The organism is Halorubrum sp. C191 (assembly GCF_002727095.1).
Taxonomy (GTDB): Archaea; Halobacteriota; Halobacteria; order Halobacteriales; family Haloferacaceae; genus Halorubrum; species Halorubrum ezzemoulense.
In genome coordinates, this window is record NZ_NHNZ01000009.1 from 1 (window position 1) to 15522 (window position 15522).

Genomic DNA, 15522 nt, shown 5'->3' on the forward strand with positions numbered 1-15522 from the left:
CGCTTTCTATGACAGGCTCTGTCGCTGTAATGGTCAAGAAATTCAACAAGGGGTGCGGCCAGCAGCCACGAGCATGACGAAATCAGGACGGGGCGAGGTTCCCTCGATCTACTCCTCTTCTCCCGGTGGTTGAACAATATCTCCGAGGGATCGGACCAATTGGATCCCGTTCTCGTAGCCAGTCATCGCTTACCTTCTTCGTCCTGCTCGGCAGCACCTACGCTGGAATGCGGAAGAAGTTGGGGGTCGGAGCGAACCCTCTCGGTAGTTGGAATATCGTTTGAATCCTCTACGCCTACGACGATCACCAGACGTCTTCCCCTGAAAGCGAGGGGATATCAATCAGTAGTCCGAGAGACTTGATTGTTCATGTGGCTGTCTGCCGGTGAGCACGTACGATGCAATAGTTCTAAAGAACTCTGCGAAGAGGACAAGCAGTATTGGGCCAAGAAAAATCCCGTAGAAGCCGAACGCGATCGGTCCGAGAATATAGGCAAACATCAGTAGGCCCACATGTGTCCGGTTGCCGCTCACATACGGGCGGATTAGAAAGTCAGGAATCGTATCAACGACTACGAACGCCAAAACGAGAAACAGGATCACGAAGCCGAACGCGCTTGCCTGACCACTGGTGACAGCAGCTATCGCGAGAATTGCTCCGACAGGGAGGTACACAATTTTCATTCCCACAACTGGAATTAAACTTCCTGCTCCTGTGAGTGCCCCGACTAGGGGCGCAAATGGAACGTTTACTGCTCCTGGTGCAACGAGATTGTATCCAGAAAAGACAAGAATCCCGATGATACCCGTCACAAATGCGTTTAAGATATTACCGAAGAGGATGGAAGACAGTTCATCATCAACAGCTACTGCGTATGACCCGACAACACCTGATTCATCAAAATTGTTGAGAAACCAGTCTCCAAGCCGTGAGCCGTCGGTAAGCATATAGTATGTCCCGGCCAGAAGAATGAATCCATGGAGTGCTGCGTTTGCGATAAACCCGACTGAACCGGTTAGTGTAGCAACTGTTTGTTCGATCCATGTCTGAACTGCAGGGTCGTTGAGGATTGCTACGACTTCCTCAGGACTCAGTCCCAGTATATCACCGATTTCTAGTCCTACGAGTGGACCCGGGAGTCCACTTCCTTGTGCCGACTGTAGTGCAGAGATGTATGCTGCACCGGGACCATCCCCTCCAGCGAGCCGTTGGATTTCGGGTACTACCAGTATAAGGGTGTAGGTGAGCAATAAGAGAAACGGCAGTAGGAAAATAGCAATTGTAACCATAGCAAGAACTTGACATCGATAGGGAACGCGATGGCCTTGGAGTCGCGATGGAAGCGAGAGGTTCTCGAGTTTACGATAAATTGGGCGGCTTGCGTAGTAGAGGAAGATTGTAAATATGAGCGTTGCCTGAAACTGGATTAAAACAAAAATGACAGCAGCTACTAATCCTAACCCTCCAGTTCCGAAGATGATCCGCCGTCGTAGTCCTGAGCTATATTCCATTTACTTACTAATTGCCACATTACAAGAAAGGTATGTTGGTGTGGCCACCTGTCTTTAGTTAAGCCTCACACCTCGGTTGTGTAGCGGTAGCGAGTGTCTCTTGTAAGATTGGTTGTCGCTTGCGGATCTTTTGAGCGTCTTCGATCAGTCGGTCGAGCAGCGGCAGTGGTGAGTAGCTGACTCAGCTTTGAACGTTGTCGTGTTAACACTATTGAGCCCGGAATCGGAGGAAAAAAAAACGTTCTACGAAGAGTTTAGGGTATCGGTCGAACAGGAGAGTGATTCACAGAAGATAATGAAGGCAGCGTTCACGGCGTTTGAACCTCCAGTAGGGAGCGGAGCGTCTACGGCTGAACTCTCTTTTCCGTGCTCACACCGTCTCAGCCGCCATTTTCGGTCGATTAAGTGTTAAATACTCAACGTTCAAAGCTGAGTATAAGTTCATGTGTATGGTTGGTTGCCGGGATGACCACCACTGTTGGACTTCGTCTCTGTCTCTTGCGCATCGACTCCGTCAGTTCTTAGATTTGTTAGTAGAGCCAACTACGAGGACATCATCCGTGGGGGCGACATTCGGGCCAACGAACTGGTCCGTCGCGACCGTAACTGGTGCGTTCGTCTGGTCGTCAAACGGACTGTGGCCGTTCGAGACGAGTGCGACGACATAGTATACGGTGCGGCGCCGTAGGCGCTGTCCTTGGCAAGCGCGCCGAAACGAGCGCTCAGTGCGGGGTGCGGTCGGTTGTCAGTGATCGGGAAAGGCGATCGTCGCTGTCGTCCCGTCCTCAGTGTCGATCTCGAGCGCAGCCTCCGAGTATCGGACCACGCGATCCACAATCCACAGCCCCGCTCCGCTCCCGTGTTCCAGCGCGGACTCACCGTGCTGTTCGATCACGTCGAGCTCATACGGATCGATTCCGGGACCGTTATCACGAATCTCGATCCGCACATCCTCGTCACCCCGGCGGACGGCGACCTCAACCGCGGGGGCGTCGCTGTCGTTGTGTTCGAACCCGTTCCGAATGAGGTGAGCGAGCGCGGTTTCCAGCTCTGGGTGAGCCGTCACCGTCGCCGCGTCGCGGACATCGACTTCGAGTTCGCCGTTCGGGAACTCTCCGTCGACGGTCGACGCGGCGGATCGGACCTCCTGCTCAAGCGCGACGGTAGTGATCTCGTCCCGACTGTTTACGATCTTACGCATCTCCTTGGCGTGCTTCGAGGTCTTCTTTAGATCGCGGCAATTCTCCAAGACTCGCTTCGCGTACCCGCGTATCGGCTCCTCAGCCTTCGCCTCTATCTGAGACGTGTACCCCATTATCGCGGTGAGCTTGTTCCGGACGTTATGTCTGAGGATCCTTGCGATCACCTGATTGAGGAGGTCGATATCCCGGCGACTGTCGATCACCTCGGTGATCGCTTCAAGATTTGTCCCGAGGGAGTCGAGTATATCGGCGTCGAGCTCGCTGAAGCTCTCGGTGTACGCCGAGCCGGCGATTAGCACCCCGAAGTCACCGATCGGAACGATCACTTCCTCCTCGAGGGGTGTCTCCGAATTGTAGGCGTCCGAGTCCGTGGCGACATCGGCGGCGACGAGCGTAGTGTCGCTTTCGAACGACTGCCACGCGAGGCTGTCTCCGTTCAAGAATGACGGCGAGTCTCCGAGCAGTCGCTCAGAGTGATCGGTCGCCGCAACCGGTTCAAGCCGTTGCCGCGCGGGGCGATGCTTCCAGATGCCCATCAGCGGCATGTTCAGTGCCTCCGGGATGTCTGTGAGGACGGACTCGACCATCCCCTCGTGAGAGCGTTCCCGAAGCGCGCGACGGGCCGTCTCTTGGGTCGTCCGGAGGCCCTCTTCGCTCAACTGCCTATCGAGCCCGATCGCCGTGAGCTGGCTCAGCACCTGTAGGAAGTACACGTCCTCGTCGTCGAAGCTGTTCCGCTCGGGAGCCGAGGTCACGACGACGCCGTGGCTGCCGACGGGAACGATGAGCGCGCTTCCGACAGGAGTTTCATCATTCGGAAAGCGTCCGTCGAATGCGGCGATGTCATCTATCCGGATCAGCTCTTCTCGCTCGTACGCCTCCCAGACTACGGAGTCCCTGTCAGTATAGGTTATCGACTCCTCGCTCAGCCGCTCCCGGATCGCCGCGCTCGTGACTACCGGTTCGAGTGCTCCCGAGTCCCGGTCGTACAAGTGAACACCGACGCTCGAGTGTCCGAGAACAGATTCTACGGTCTGAACGACCGTCTGGCAGATCCGATGACGAGAGCCCTCCGTGAGGATATCCTGTGCGGCGACGTAGAGCTCCTGTAGCGACAGTTCACGCTCGCGTTGGTCGGTAATATCAACGAACACACCGAAGTACTCGGTCCGCTCGGTCGCAGTCACCGGAACGGCTGTAAAGAGGAAGTACCCGACCCCATCGGATGTCTCTCGCTGTACCTCTTGCCGAAACGGTTCTCCCGTCTCGAGCGTCTCGATGAGCGAGCCGGTCTCTACGGGCTGATCCTCGGGCGTAATCAGTTCGTTGAGGCTCTGCCCGCGGAGTGAGTCGTTGAGGTATCCGAACGTCGATCTGAATGCGTCGTTTGCGCGATGAATCCGCTCTGTTCCGTCTTCCGTGACGACAACCTCGACGGTCGGTTCAGCGGTTGCGGCGAAGATGGCTTCGAAGCGGTCGCGTTGCCTGCGTAGCGCTCGCTCCCTTCGGTTCGACCGACATGCCTGTGCCAACCGATTGTTCAGCGGGTCCAACGCTGAGGCGGTTTCAAGATCGAGCGACCCCCCTTGTTTGCCGAGGACCATGACGCCAAACCCCGGGAGGTCGAAGAGATAGTACGTGCCTGAGCCGTCGACCGTGCCGGTAGCGGGCAGGGAGTCGGCGAACCGCCGAACCGTCGTCGACTCCGACACCACGGCGGCAGACTCCGCCGTCCGGTCGCTTCGCCCCGAGACGCCGCTCCGAGCGCCGGCAGCGATCTCCATGAGGTGTTCTCGGGCGCTGCGGAACAGCTCGTTCCGTTCCGGGTTCGCGGGAATAGACGTCACGAGCGTTGGTTCCGCCCCGTCCGACGGCGCGGAGATTTCGAATACACCGCCGACGGAACAGTTCAGTTTCTGAAGATACGCGGCGAGCGCTTGGTCAGCTGTCTCTTCGATGCTCCCACCGGTCTCGATGGCGAGCGAAATCTCGTAGAGGGTCTGGATGCGTCGCTGTCGCGAAGTCATATCTCCTCTACCGCACCGACGATCGCGGTCTTGTTGTAGTAGTCGAGGTGTCCATAGCCGTCATTTGCGATTTCACCGATTGTGAGGGCGCCGATCATCGGCGTGTCGTCCATCTTGACGGCGGAGAGTTCGCGCTCGAACTTGTCTTCGAGGTACAGCACCCGTGAAATACAGTCAAAGAAAAACAGCCCTTCCACGGGCGTATCTGAGTCCCGCGCCTCCGTCTTTGCGCGACGTGCAGCGTCGATCAGTGACTCCGGTTCCCCCTTGAGGACGTGAACGAACTCGCCTTCGGGTATCGCCCCGAAGCAGTCGAGACCGCCCTCTTCGGTCACCTCGAAGGGGTCGCGAACGATTTGCTCTCCGTCCATCCGAGCGATTCCGAAGGGGTACGCCTTCGCTGTCTCAAAGAAGTCATCGGCCGCGAGTTCGCTCTCAGCGTGTTCGTCCACGGCGGATTTATACGCCGAAAACGCCGGCTGGCCGTCTAGACGGCGTAGCGTGCTCCCGTCCGCGTCGGTCACCCGGAACGGACCAGCGATTTCGCGCCACCCGTGCTCGACGCCGAGGGTTACCGGTGACTCCACCGCGGCCATCACGGCGCTATCCTCGATGATCCCCTCGTTAGTGAACAGACAGGGGTGCTGTTCCGCTTCGAGCGTACCGGCCCCACCGCCAATAAAGTTGAGCTCAACGCTGTACGTTCTGAACAGCGATTCGATGAACTCCTGGATGTTCGTCGCGTACGCGTCCACGAAGACGAACGCTGTCTCGTACCCGTCGAGCGGAAGGTCGGCGTCCAAGGTTGACGTATAGTCCGGGTCCGCGCCGCTCAGCCCGCGGATCGTCGTCACGTGTGGTTCCGATGAGAGCCCGCAGATGACCGCTCCACTCCCCTTGTTTTCACCGTCGTGAATTACTTCCGGAAAGACGCCACCGAAGACGCTCACGTCGAGTTCCCGAAGGAACGGGTCGAGCCACTCGTCGAGCCCGTCGTCTGGAGCGGCACACAGCAAAATCCCCTCGACAGCGTCTCGTGACGCCACCTCACGCACCGCCATACGTATCGATTCGGGCGTATCAGCGTACTTGTAATTCATACCCCTATTTCCCCCACAGCCGTGGACGCACTGAGGGGGCGCCATGTCGGTTTCACGTTACACTTCCCCAGAATCTGGGCAACAACCGTCTGGCGTTTACTCGCGAACTCAACGACGTAGTCGAAGTGTGCCGAAGCGAGGCAACGGTCCTCGTCGTTCGAACTCACGGGCGGCACGTGGACGAGACCGCCGACGCCTCGGTTACGCCACTGTCCGATGGGCTCGTGAAGGAACCGAGCGAGCGACATCTTATCGTGGTGCGAGCGAATTTGTGTCAACGTGCTCATTTCCAACGTCCTCTGACAGTTCGTGATCGTGACTTGGTCGGTCGCCCGCTGTGTGGCGACGCCGATAGGTCTCATCAGGAATTCCATGCCATTCGGCGTGTTCTCTATATAATGCTGAAGTGGCGATCCTGTGTCTGTCAGACCCATACATCGCCACTGCGCGGCCTTCTACTTAATCCCCCTCGGCAAGTTATCGCTTTTGAGAAGCCTCTACGCTGTTGAACCCGATGACGCGGTCGGGGTCACCAGTTGAAATAACAGGTTCGCTCTTCTGTAGGAGACTGTCGATACAGTCGTCGGTAGCTGAACAGGAACACGAATCGACTTTCTAAGCACTTCTACCGCGGACTCCCAATTTTAGTCATTCACAAAGCTGCTTAGTTGGAACGTCTGCTTGCTGAAGGTGTGTATACAACTGGCGACGCTCCACCGAGGCGGGCATCGCCTCTGGTAGTGACCGTACCAGAAGTTCGTCAATATGGTTCAACGTGCTGCGTGGACAGCCCTCACAGTGTGTCGGGCCGTCCCCGCGAACCGATCATCAAGAAACCAATTCTACCGCTAACCACCGACTGGGCAAGGCAGCGGAATAAGTGACAACGCTTTCGCGTCGGGGACTGGTCGCCGCCGATCCGGGCTGATTTTCTCTACGAAACCGTCAGTACAACCGCTTCGACACAGAACTGAAGCCGCAGAAGCAGCTAGACGAGAATGCTTTGTGAGGTACTGAGACTTGGCTTTTTTATCCACAGACTGATCTAAATGAGATGTGCAGGTACATTCCCTCCAACACACAGTTCGGTGCGAGATTTGCTGGTACATGCCGACACAACTTGCTCTGGCTGCCCCAAAGCGGGTGATATCCTCGTGAGACGGCAACAGCTGCTGCCAGTTTTTCTTACACTTCTCACAATTGTATGTGTGACATTCGGGGGCGCAACTGTCGCTTCTGCGCAACAATCGGCAGTCAGCGTGTCTGTAGATGCTTCACCAGAAGATCCGGTTGTTGGTGAAACGACGACATTCAATGTCACAGTGACAAATCAAGAAGGCAGCAACAGCATCGCTGATGTCTCTAGTATCATGCTTCGAACGAATCAAGAGCACTATGAACGCGTTGAAGATGTCGGGTCACTTGCTCCCGGTGGAAGCCTCACCGTCAAAATGACGACGACCTTTGAGCAAGCAGGGCAAAAAAACCTCAAAGCGCACGTTTCTGCTAAACGCGCATCTGGCGGAAATCTCCGTGCCATCTACAGTCCTGTGACAGTAGATGTACAAGAACTCGATATCAACGGTGGGCTGTCGACGGCCTCAAACGGGTCTGATGAGACCACGGTCACCTTCACGAACTACGGAAACGTCGAACTGTCTAACATCGAGATAACGGCGACAGCGGACGACAGCGTGCGTGACAACAGAGATGTGTTCGATGTCGATCCCGACGAGGAGACCTCGGTAACATTCGACACCGGAGAGTACGACACTGACATCATCAACTTCTCCGCGACATATACTGTACGCGGTGAGCAGTACGAAACAACGCGGACAGCAACACGCGATCAGAAGGTCACGGGAGAGATTCGCCTCACGAGTATCGACGTGACAGCAAGCGGCTCAACGGTCTCGATCGATGGTGAGGCAGCGAATATTGGTGGCACCGATGTTGAGTCGGTTCTCATCAGCATCCCGACGACAGACGGCATCACTCCCGCCGGTGGGTCTGGAGAGTACTTCGTTGGGTCTGTTGACGCCAGCGAATTTTCGACGTTCGAACTGACAGCGAGCGTTGAGCGAGATACAGTCCCGATTAGGGTCGCGTATATCGCTGACAATGACCGCGTGACGAAGACACAGACAGTCGATGTATCGTCACTCAATACGACTACTGGAGCAGCGGGGCAGACCCAACCAGAAGCCACCTCGGGGGGCGAACAGAACCAGTCCGGACTGCCACTCCTACCGATAATCTTCGGAGTAGTGCTCGTTCTTACACTAGGAGGCCTCGGCCGATATCTGTGGAATCGTGAATGAGTGTAATCCAACTCAGAGACGTAGTCAAACGATACAACACCGAGGCTGAGACGATCGAGGCGCTGAAAAATGTCGACTTCCACGCTAACCGCGGTGAGATGGTCGTCGTGACCGGGCCGTCAGGAAGCGGGAAAAGCACGATGCTCAACATGATTGGTTTGTTAGATACTCCGACTACGGGCGAGATTTTCCTTGACGGGCGCAACATCACCGATTTCGATGAGGATGAGCGGACGGAGGAACGTCGGTCACAGCTTGGATTCGTCTTCCAAGACTTCCACTTGCTTCCGATGCTCACAGCCGAGGAGAACGTTGAGTTGCCGTCAATGTGGGACACCGATGTTGATCGTCGAGAGCGTGCTTCCGATCTGCTAGAGCGGGTTGGTCTCGGTGACCGACTCACGCACACGCCTGACGAACTCTCTGGCGGACAACAACAGCGCGTCGCCATCGCCCGTTCGCTGATCAATGAACCCGATATCCTGCTCGCAGACGAGCCAACTGGAAACCTCGATCAAGACACTGGGAAGACGGTTCTCGATGAGATAACCCGACTGAAACAAGAAGAGAACATCGCGGTCGTCTCGATCACTCACGACGAGCAGCTAGTGGAGTATGCGGATCGAGTTGTCCGTATTGTTGATGGGGTGGTCCAGTAGTGGGGCGTACAAGCGTTCTTCGTCGCTTCCCAAGCGTGCTGATGGCGTGGCGAAACCTCGGTCGCAACCGGACCCGGACCGCTCTCGCGGTGCTGGGTATCGTGGTCGGCGTGATTGCGATCGCGTCACTCGGTATGGCTGGGGTGGCGCTCGAACAGCAGGCCACCTCAAGCCTCGGTGGTCTCACCGATCAAGCAACCATCTCGCCCGGAGAAGATATCGATACTGACGGCATCACCGATGCGCAAGCTGAGACGATTCGGGATCTCTTGCCAGGGGTAACCGTCATTCCGCAAAAAACGAATTTTACAGAGCTTTCAGCACGGAATGGCGAAGAAGCGAACGTTCAGGTAACGGGTCTGACAAACCCAGCACCGTTGTATGATCTCTCTGTTGGAACTGAGCCCACACGGCTTGAAACAGGGGCTCTCATTTCCGAGAGTACTGCACAGACACTCGGGCTGGAGATCGGTGACCCAATCGAATACGAAGGACAACTGTTCCGTATTCGGGGATTCATCGCCTCACAAAGTGGCTTTGGTTCTGATGGCGGGGGAGAACTTGTGCTTCCGCTCTCAGCGCTCAACCAACAGGACGACTATAATTCTGTCACCATCATCGCTGAGGACGGAGATGCCGCAACCGAAGCGGCAACCACGATAGAGGAGCACTTCAACGAGGACGATGACGAAGTTCTCAGTGTGACCACCTACGCAAGTGTCCAAGAGAACATCAGCTCATTTACCGACACGCTAGAGCTCGCACTCCTCGGTATTGGCTCTATTTCACTGTTCGTAGCGAGTGTTGCCATTTTGAATGTCATGTTAATGAGCACAATAGAACGTCGGGGAGAAATTGGAGTGTTACGTGCCGTGGGTGTCCGCCGCGGCGAAATACTCCGTATGATACTGACCGAGGCCGCATTCTTAGGTGTGGTCGGTGGGCTTGTCGGCGCTGCTGGATCTCTCGTCGTCGGTGTGGTGATGTTCAACGTGTTAGCCGGTGACCCAGCCCTCGCATTAGCTTGGTCAAGTTCGAGATACCTCCTGTATGGATTCATCTTCGCGCTCGTCGCAAGTATTCTGAGCGGGATTTATCCCGCATGGAAGGCTGCTAATGAATCACCAGTGGATGCGCTTCGTGGTTCGTGAGGCATCCGTCTTTAGTTAAGCGAGAAACCGCGTGATAGCGGCGGCTTATCGAGGCATCTTTCGGAAGGAATGAGGAAGTCCAGTCTGTACACGACAAAGACTCCTCACCCCGGATTATGCGTCGGCTCACTACACTGTTTCCCTCTGAGTTCCTCGAAGAGCACACCGAGGAACTCGGCGTGGTCGAACGAGACCGCAAGCTCCAGATCCCTGCCTTCGTTTGGGCGTTCGTGTTCGGCTTCGCCGCAGGCGAAAGCCGAACACTCGCCGGGTTTAGACGCTGTTACAACTCTACTGCCGATGAGACGATTTCGCCGGGTGGATTCTATCAGCGGTTGACACCGACGCTTGCGGAGTACCTTCGCGACCTCGTCGAGCGCGGCCTCGACGAGGTCGCTGTTCCTAACGCTGTTGACGCTGATATCGACCGATTTAGAGACGTGATGATCGCTGATGGAACGGTGTTCCGGTTACACGAATTTCTCTCAGGTCAGTTCGAAGCCCGCCACGAGGAGCAGGCTGGAGCGAAGCTCCACCTGCTCCACAATGCCACAGAGCAGACGATTGAACAGCTCGATACTGCTAACGAGAAAACGCACGACAGCACCTTGTTCAAAACAGGGCCGTGGCTTGAGAATCGCCTCATGCTGTTCGATCTCGCCTAATTCAAGTACCGCCGGTTTGCGCTAATCGACGAAAACGACGGCTACTTCGTGAGTCGGCTGAAGCAGAACGCGAATCCGGTGATTACGGCAGAATTACGGGAATGGCGCGGCCGCGCCATTCCCTTAGAGGGCAAGCAGCTCCGAGCTGTTCTCGACGATCTCGATCGGAAGTACATCGATGTAGAAGTCGAAGTAGAGTTCAAACGAGGGCCGTACAATGGGACACAGTCGCTGGATACGAAGCGATTTCGCGTCGTCGGCGTCCGCCACCGAAGCCTCATGCCGTACCTCTATCAGGATTTCCCAGTCGACCATCCGGTGCTGGCGACGGTGGCGACGCTCGATGAAACGTGTCAGAAGTGCCAACGAACCGTGCGGGATCATCTGGTTCGGGGGGGCTGACCGATGAGCAACGGGCCTCGTCGACAGCGAGCGGAGCCGGCTCGTGTTCGCTCGGTTCGCGCCGTCGGCCCAGAACGCGGGGCTGTCGGCGCCGAGGACGCGGTCGAGCAGGAGTGCTTGGACGGGCGTGACTCCGAGTTCGTCGTCGACGTCGACGAGCGTGACGCCCGGCGCGAGGTCCGGGAGGTCGCCGGTCGGTCGTCGGGAACGAGTTGGCATGGTAGGGCCGACGGGGAATTAGGTGAACCGCCTCGGGGTCAAGCCCCGAGGCTTCCCGTTTCAATGACGCGACTTGCAGGAACCGACGAAGAAGAGCCTCCATCGGTTTCCACAGCGGTCGCAGTCTCCACGGGCGTCACTTCGGCCTGTCCCAGACCTAACTCCTGAAGACCACGAGAAAGAACGTTGTACGACGCATTCGCATCCCTGTCCGCCTCAAACCCTCCTCGAACGGGAACTCCGAGCGTTGAATCCGGAGCTTGTGATCACCTTCGGTGGAAACGCGTGGCCGGCACTCCGACGCTCAACCACGCCGGAACCCGTCATGGAGACGGACGCCGACCCAGAGAGTATCATGGCCATCCACGGGATACTCCACCGTACCTCCGAACCGGTCAATACCCACATACTCCCGCTGGCTCACATGAGTGGGCAGGTCTGGTGGCGGTTCCCACCTGACGAGTACATCTCGCGACTCAGCAAGGCGCTTGAAGTGCTCGAACGCCAGTAGCGAAAACGACGGAGCGTGACACACATCGTCTCGATATGAGATAGCGACTCTACAGATTGTGGGCAGTCACGTGTTTGGGCGGACTACATGTCGAGATAGGGGCCGCAACCCCGAAATATAGCACTGTAGCCGATTATCATGAATGTCAAATCTCAGTACCAGATTTAAATGCCTAGCAGATAGTGACTTGGTATGGCTGGAGTTCAAGCAATCTTTCTTGTTATCTGTTTTCCAGTTCTTGCGATAGGACTCCACGAACTGACCCACCTAGCAGTCGCCCGGATTGCCTGCCCGCTTTCGATTGAACAGACCTCATGGGTCCCGTTCCGACTTCGCCTTGATTTTGAGAGACTCCCGGCAAAAGCCACACTTCGGATGATTGCACTTGCCCCTCTATTTGTCGGCGGCGTGGCTGCTGCCATCGCTATTCAAACCGGTATTTGGCAACAGATTAAAATCGCCGATCCGTACTATCTCCATCGTCTTATGATAGCGTACTGGCTCCTCTACATTATTCCGAGCCCTGCAGATATTCGACTAGCTATTTGGCCGTCAGTAGAAGATACACAGCGTGTCCAGATGAACCCACAATGAGCAACCAGCCAACTAGCACGCCGATGAGAGACGACAACCGTGCTGTTTCGACAGTAATCGGGGTCGTTATTTTGTTTGGGTTCCTGATCCTTGCGCTCTCACTATACCAAGTAGAAGTCGTTCCACAGCAGAATGCAGAGACCGAGTTCCAACACTCTGGAGAAGTCCGCAATGATCTTGTCGAGCTCAGAGCGGGTATTCTACAAGCGGGGAGCATCGACCAGCCACAGTACCAGACGGTTGAGCTGGGTACTACATATTCAACCCGTGTATTCACCATAAATCCTCCAGCGCCGGCCGGGACGATACGGACCAGCGAGCCATATCCAATCACGATCTCGAACAATAGTGGCACACCTGAAGGGACAATAACGATTCCAACGCGATTTATTGAGTATCAGCCAGGGTACAACGAGCTTGATCGTTCTCCAACGTGGTACGATGCATCTGTGCTCTACCTTGATGCTCGTGATGGTGGGGGTGGCATCGCGGTGATTGAAGATCAAACCCTCGTCAATAACGGTGAGGTACAAATTACGGCCCTCCAGAATGAGTTTCGTCGGAGCGGGACTGGACGGGTTACTCTTGAGCTCCGCCCAGCTGAGAATGTTACTAGTAATATTCCTGAGGGTGATCTCACCGTCACCATTCCGACGCGGCTCAGTGGTAAGGAGTACTGGGATGACGAATTTAGTGAGGTCGGTATTTATGCTGGCGTCAATGCGGGCGAAGACAACCCGTATCCTAACGGTGTGTATGCTCTTGAATTTGAAAATGTAAATGATATTAATGTGAATACTGTCGGGATTACAGACGAGCCTAATAGTGGCCTCAAACAAGATGTCGGGTCAGACGACTCACCGGGGGGTCCGCCCGTAAACGGCGATGTGTTAGATGATGTGCGGGCCTCGGAGCTTATCGGAGATACAAATAATCAAGAACAAGAGTTTGAGATTGATCTTGAACAAGATTTAGATGGAGGAGAAGAAATAACAATTGACCTCGGATTCAACACGGGTGGCATTACATACTCCACCGGTAACCAATATGGGATTGTAGATGGGGACGGAGAAGTCACCAAGGATGGGGATCTGCTTACTTACACTGCGGGGGCAAACGACAACGCTGGCGATACAATCACGATTATTGCAGATAAAGTAAAAGTAGGTTCAATAAGTGGTGAGCTCCGTAGTATTGAGGCCAATATAAATGACGAATCAAAGACTGCTGAGTTCCCTATTCTAAAAGACGGCGACTTTGATTCAGAGGAGTATGAAGGAGGTGATGTGTTCGTTACAGGGGATGTTACTGTCGGGGAGGGGGAGATTATAAGTGGTGATATTAACGCTGGAGAGGATGTAGAGGTCAAGGAGGGTGGTGAAGTACAGGGTTCAATCAACTCCGGGGGTGAGGTTACCGTTAAAGAGGGTGGAGAAGTACAGGGATCAGTTGACGCCGATGGCAAAGTTACCGTCGCTGATGTAACTGGTAGTATTACTGCTGGAGGGGATGTAGAAATTAAGGAGGGCGGTGAAGTACAGGGTTCAATCAGCTCCGGGGGTGCGGTTACCGTTAAAGAGGGTGGAGAAGTACAGGGATCAGTTGACGCTGATGGCGAGGTTACCGTTAAGGAGGGTGGAGAAGTACAGGGAGAAATTTCAGAGGGATAATTGATCGCATCGCCAAGCCGTGTAAAGTCGGTACTTCCCAATTGAAATCTCAGTAAGTATACTAAATCCAGCTGAGCCAGAGAATCTCACAGCGGTTACCGGAGAGTCCCCTGTGCTACGGTGAAAACAGCAGTAGGCGGCAATGAACTCGGCTTCTACTGTTATTTCTGACGGGTGCTGTGGCGTTGATGGAGACGTTCACGTGAACATCTGCGAGAGCCACACATCGCTGGCGCGACGCTGGCTCTCGCCGCATCGAGGTGTATCTAAAGACAGACTCACGCCGTATGTCAGATCGTTTCAGCTCTGTCGGGAAGTGTTCCGCAGACCGGGGGAAGAAGCGCTCAAAACCATCCTCAAAACTGCGCCATGACTCACCAACAATCTCCGCCACAAGAGCGCTAAAGAAAGCTGCGGTCTAACTCTGTGACTCTCCAAGCAACCCGAGACGGTCCCCGACGACGTTGCTAGATAATCTTGAGAAGGAAGTGGTTTAGATGGCTCAACGAGAAGGTGTGTCGTTTATACACTCAGTTGCTGCTCAGAAAGTATGCTCTTGAGCAGCCGTTTGCTCTTCCGTGATGGGAGCCGAATTCTGACTACTCCGGTTTGAAAGCTCAGCCACACAGAGTATCATGGATAATCTGTTGCTCGTGTTTGACGCCACCTGTTCGGATAATCTTGTGAAAGCCTGCTACACTCGTCAGCGCAGCAGCTCGTAACAATCTGCTAGATGCTTGGCCGCATGGAGGAATCTGATCCACAAGGGGTGAGTTACTGAGGGCTGCCGAACCGGCAGCCCTTATCGGCCGGTCGCAGCGGTCGTGAGCCATAGGTCGTCCATATTTAATTAATACGAGATATATTTACATTAAACTATACTTAGTAGTACTAAAACGAGAGAACGTACGATTCAAAACCTGATGGTGCTACTGTCGAGCGCTAAGCATCGTCCGTTAGTGCTATTTTGTCCGTGTAGCTGGCGTGAAAGCGTTGAATCTGGCAGAAAACGAAGCTGCTGCGTATTACTGAGAGGATTAACTAAAAATAAATGATCCTACACGGGTTGTGCTATCTGAACAACCTCTAAAAAATATGAAGCCGGGAAGCCGCACTTCATCGGTCAACCGATTACATATCAATAAGTAGACCTCAATCGGCCCGACTGCCTGCTCAAAAATTTGAGAGACTGGACTGCCCGACTCGTCAGAGATAGTGCTGACATATATCTGATATACTACCGTCAGTCGGTGCGTCTCCAGCCATCCAGTCAGCAAGTTCTTCGGAGTCAGCGAAGTGACTCTGTCGAGTGAACCAGTTATTTCTCGTGCGCTGCCATACTTGATTGACTGCCTCCGAGGTTCCGTCGAATCCTGATGCGAACTTCATGCGGAATCGTTTGTCAAGTTGTGTCAGGTCAGGCGGGTTGGTCGTGTTCATCGCCTCCTGAAGTGGGTGAGCAGTATCGTCGTCTACCTGATATCCAAAT

Annotated in this window: 10 protein-coding genes and 3 pseudogenes; 8 read left to right on the plus strand and 5 right to left on the minus strand. The window is 55.0% G+C overall.

Going from position 1 to position 15522, the window contains the following annotated elements; translation table 11 throughout:
* Positions 1 to 342: 342 nt before the first annotated feature.
* The 3 genes from Z052_RS00505 to Z052_RS00515 form a co-directional block, all read right to left on the minus strand.
* Positions 343 to 1512: an AI-2E family transporter gene (locus Z052_RS00505; RefSeq protein ID WP_094519314.1), complete on the minus strand. Its 1170-nt coding sequence runs from the start codon at positions 1510 to 1512 to the stop codon at positions 343 to 345.
* A 745-nt stretch (positions 1513 to 2257) separates the two neighbouring features.
* Positions 2258 to 4741 (minus strand): GAF domain-containing protein, encoded by a 2484-nt coding sequence (locus tag Z052_RS00510; protein WP_049933394.1) that lies wholly within the window; start codon positions 4739 to 4741, stop codon positions 2258 to 2260.
* The gene (locus Z052_RS00515; RefSeq protein ID WP_080508738.1) at positions 4738 to 5886 is read right to left on the minus strand and encodes an FIST signal transduction protein; all 1149 of its coding nucleotides are present in this window, start codon (positions 5884 to 5886) and stop codon (positions 4738 to 4740) included. The genes Z052_RS00510 and Z052_RS00515 overlap by 4 nt, the downstream gene beginning before the upstream one ends.
* Positions 5887 to 7049: 1163 nt before the next feature.
* Between Z052_RS00515 and Z052_RS00530 the strand changes: the two genes are divergently transcribed.
* From Z052_RS00530 to Z052_RS00545, 4 genes and pseudogenes are all read left to right on the plus strand, one after another.
* Positions 7050 to 8162: a CARDB domain-containing protein gene (locus tag Z052_RS00530; RefSeq protein WP_158228636.1), complete on the plus strand. Its 1113-nt coding sequence runs from the start codon at positions 7050 to 7052 to the stop codon at positions 8160 to 8162.
* Complete coding sequence (locus Z052_RS00535; protein WP_089309011.1) at positions 8159 to 8821, plus strand: ABC transporter ATP-binding protein; 663 nt, start codon at positions 8159 to 8161, stop codon at positions 8819 to 8821. The genes Z052_RS00530 and Z052_RS00535 overlap by 4 nt, the downstream gene beginning before the upstream one ends.
* Positions 8821 to 9972 carry an ABC transporter permease gene (locus Z052_RS00540; RefSeq protein WP_394338102.1) on the plus strand — a complete coding sequence of 384 codons (1152 nt, stop codon included), beginning with the start codon at positions 8821 to 8823 and terminating at the stop codon, positions 9970 to 9972. The genes Z052_RS00535 and Z052_RS00540 overlap by 1 nt, the downstream gene beginning before the upstream one ends.
* A gap of 116 nt (positions 9973 to 10088) precedes the next feature.
* Positions 10089 to 10925, plus strand: a pseudogene (locus Z052_RS00545) (IS4 family transposase); the annotation flags it as partial.
* A gap of 371 nt (positions 10926 to 11296) precedes the next feature.
* Here Z052_RS00545 and Z052_RS20790 read toward each other — a convergent pair.
* Positions 11297 to 11482: pseudogene (locus tag Z052_RS20790) on the minus strand (RNA-guided endonuclease TnpB family protein); the annotation flags it as partial.
* Positions 11483 to 11583: 101 nt separating this feature from the next.
* On the opposite strand from Z052_RS20790, the gene Z052_RS00560 reads away from it, so the two are divergent.
* From Z052_RS00560 to Z052_RS00565, 4 genes and pseudogenes are all read left to right on the plus strand, one after another.
* Complete coding sequence (locus Z052_RS00560; RefSeq protein WP_241897857.1) at positions 11584 to 11769, plus strand: hypothetical protein; 186 nt, start codon at positions 11584 to 11586, stop codon at positions 11767 to 11769.
* Positions 11770 to 11961: 192 nt separating this feature from the next.
* The gene (locus Z052_RS19515; protein WP_144049938.1) at positions 11962 to 12363 is read left to right on the plus strand and encodes a hypothetical protein; all 402 of its coding nucleotides are present in this window, start codon (positions 11962 to 11964) and stop codon (positions 12361 to 12363) included.
* A gap of 23 nt (positions 12364 to 12386) precedes the next feature.
* A complete protein-coding gene (locus Z052_RS19520; RefSeq protein WP_158228637.1) occupies positions 12387 to 14033 on the plus strand; it encodes a polymer-forming cytoskeletal protein in 1647 nt (548 codons plus the stop codon).
* Positions 14034 to 14217: 184 nt separating this feature from the next.
* Positions 14218 to 14406 (plus strand): annotated as a pseudogene (locus Z052_RS00565) (IS1595 family transposase); the annotation flags it as partial.
* 833 nt (positions 14407 to 15239) lie between these two features.
* Here the strand turns inward: Z052_RS00565 and Z052_RS20695 are convergent.
* The coding region (locus tag Z052_RS20695; protein ID WP_206746939.1) for a hypothetical protein at positions 15240 to 15522 on the minus strand (283 nt) is incomplete at its 5' end.

Bases quoted from the DNA above. Each gene is read 5' to 3' on its own strand.
- Z052_RS00505 (WP_094519314.1), bottom strand. From the start codon at position 1,512: ATGGAATATAGCTCAGGACTACGACGGCGGATCATCTTCGGAACTGGA.
- Z052_RS00510 (WP_049933394.1), bottom strand. From the start codon at position 4,741: ATGACTTCGCGACAGCGACGCATCCAGACCCTCTACGAGATTTCGCTC.
- Z052_RS00515 (WP_080508738.1), bottom strand. From the start codon at position 5,886: ATGGCGCCCCCTCAGTGCGTCCACGGCTGTGGGGGAAATAGGGGTATG.
- Z052_RS00535 (WP_089309011.1), top strand. From the start codon at position 8,159: ATGAGTGTAATCCAACTCAGAGACGTAGTCAAACGATACAACACCGAG.
- Z052_RS00560 (WP_241897857.1), top strand. From the start codon at position 11,584: ATGGAGACGGACGCCGACCCAGAGAGTATCATGGCCATCCACGGGATA.
- Z052_RS19515 (WP_144049938.1), top strand. From the start codon at position 11,962: ATGGCTGGAGTTCAAGCAATCTTTCTTGTTATCTGTTTTCCAGTTCTT.
- Z052_RS19520 (WP_158228637.1), top strand. From the start codon at position 12,387: ATGAGAGACGACAACCGTGCTGTTTCGACAGTAATCGGGGTCGTTATT.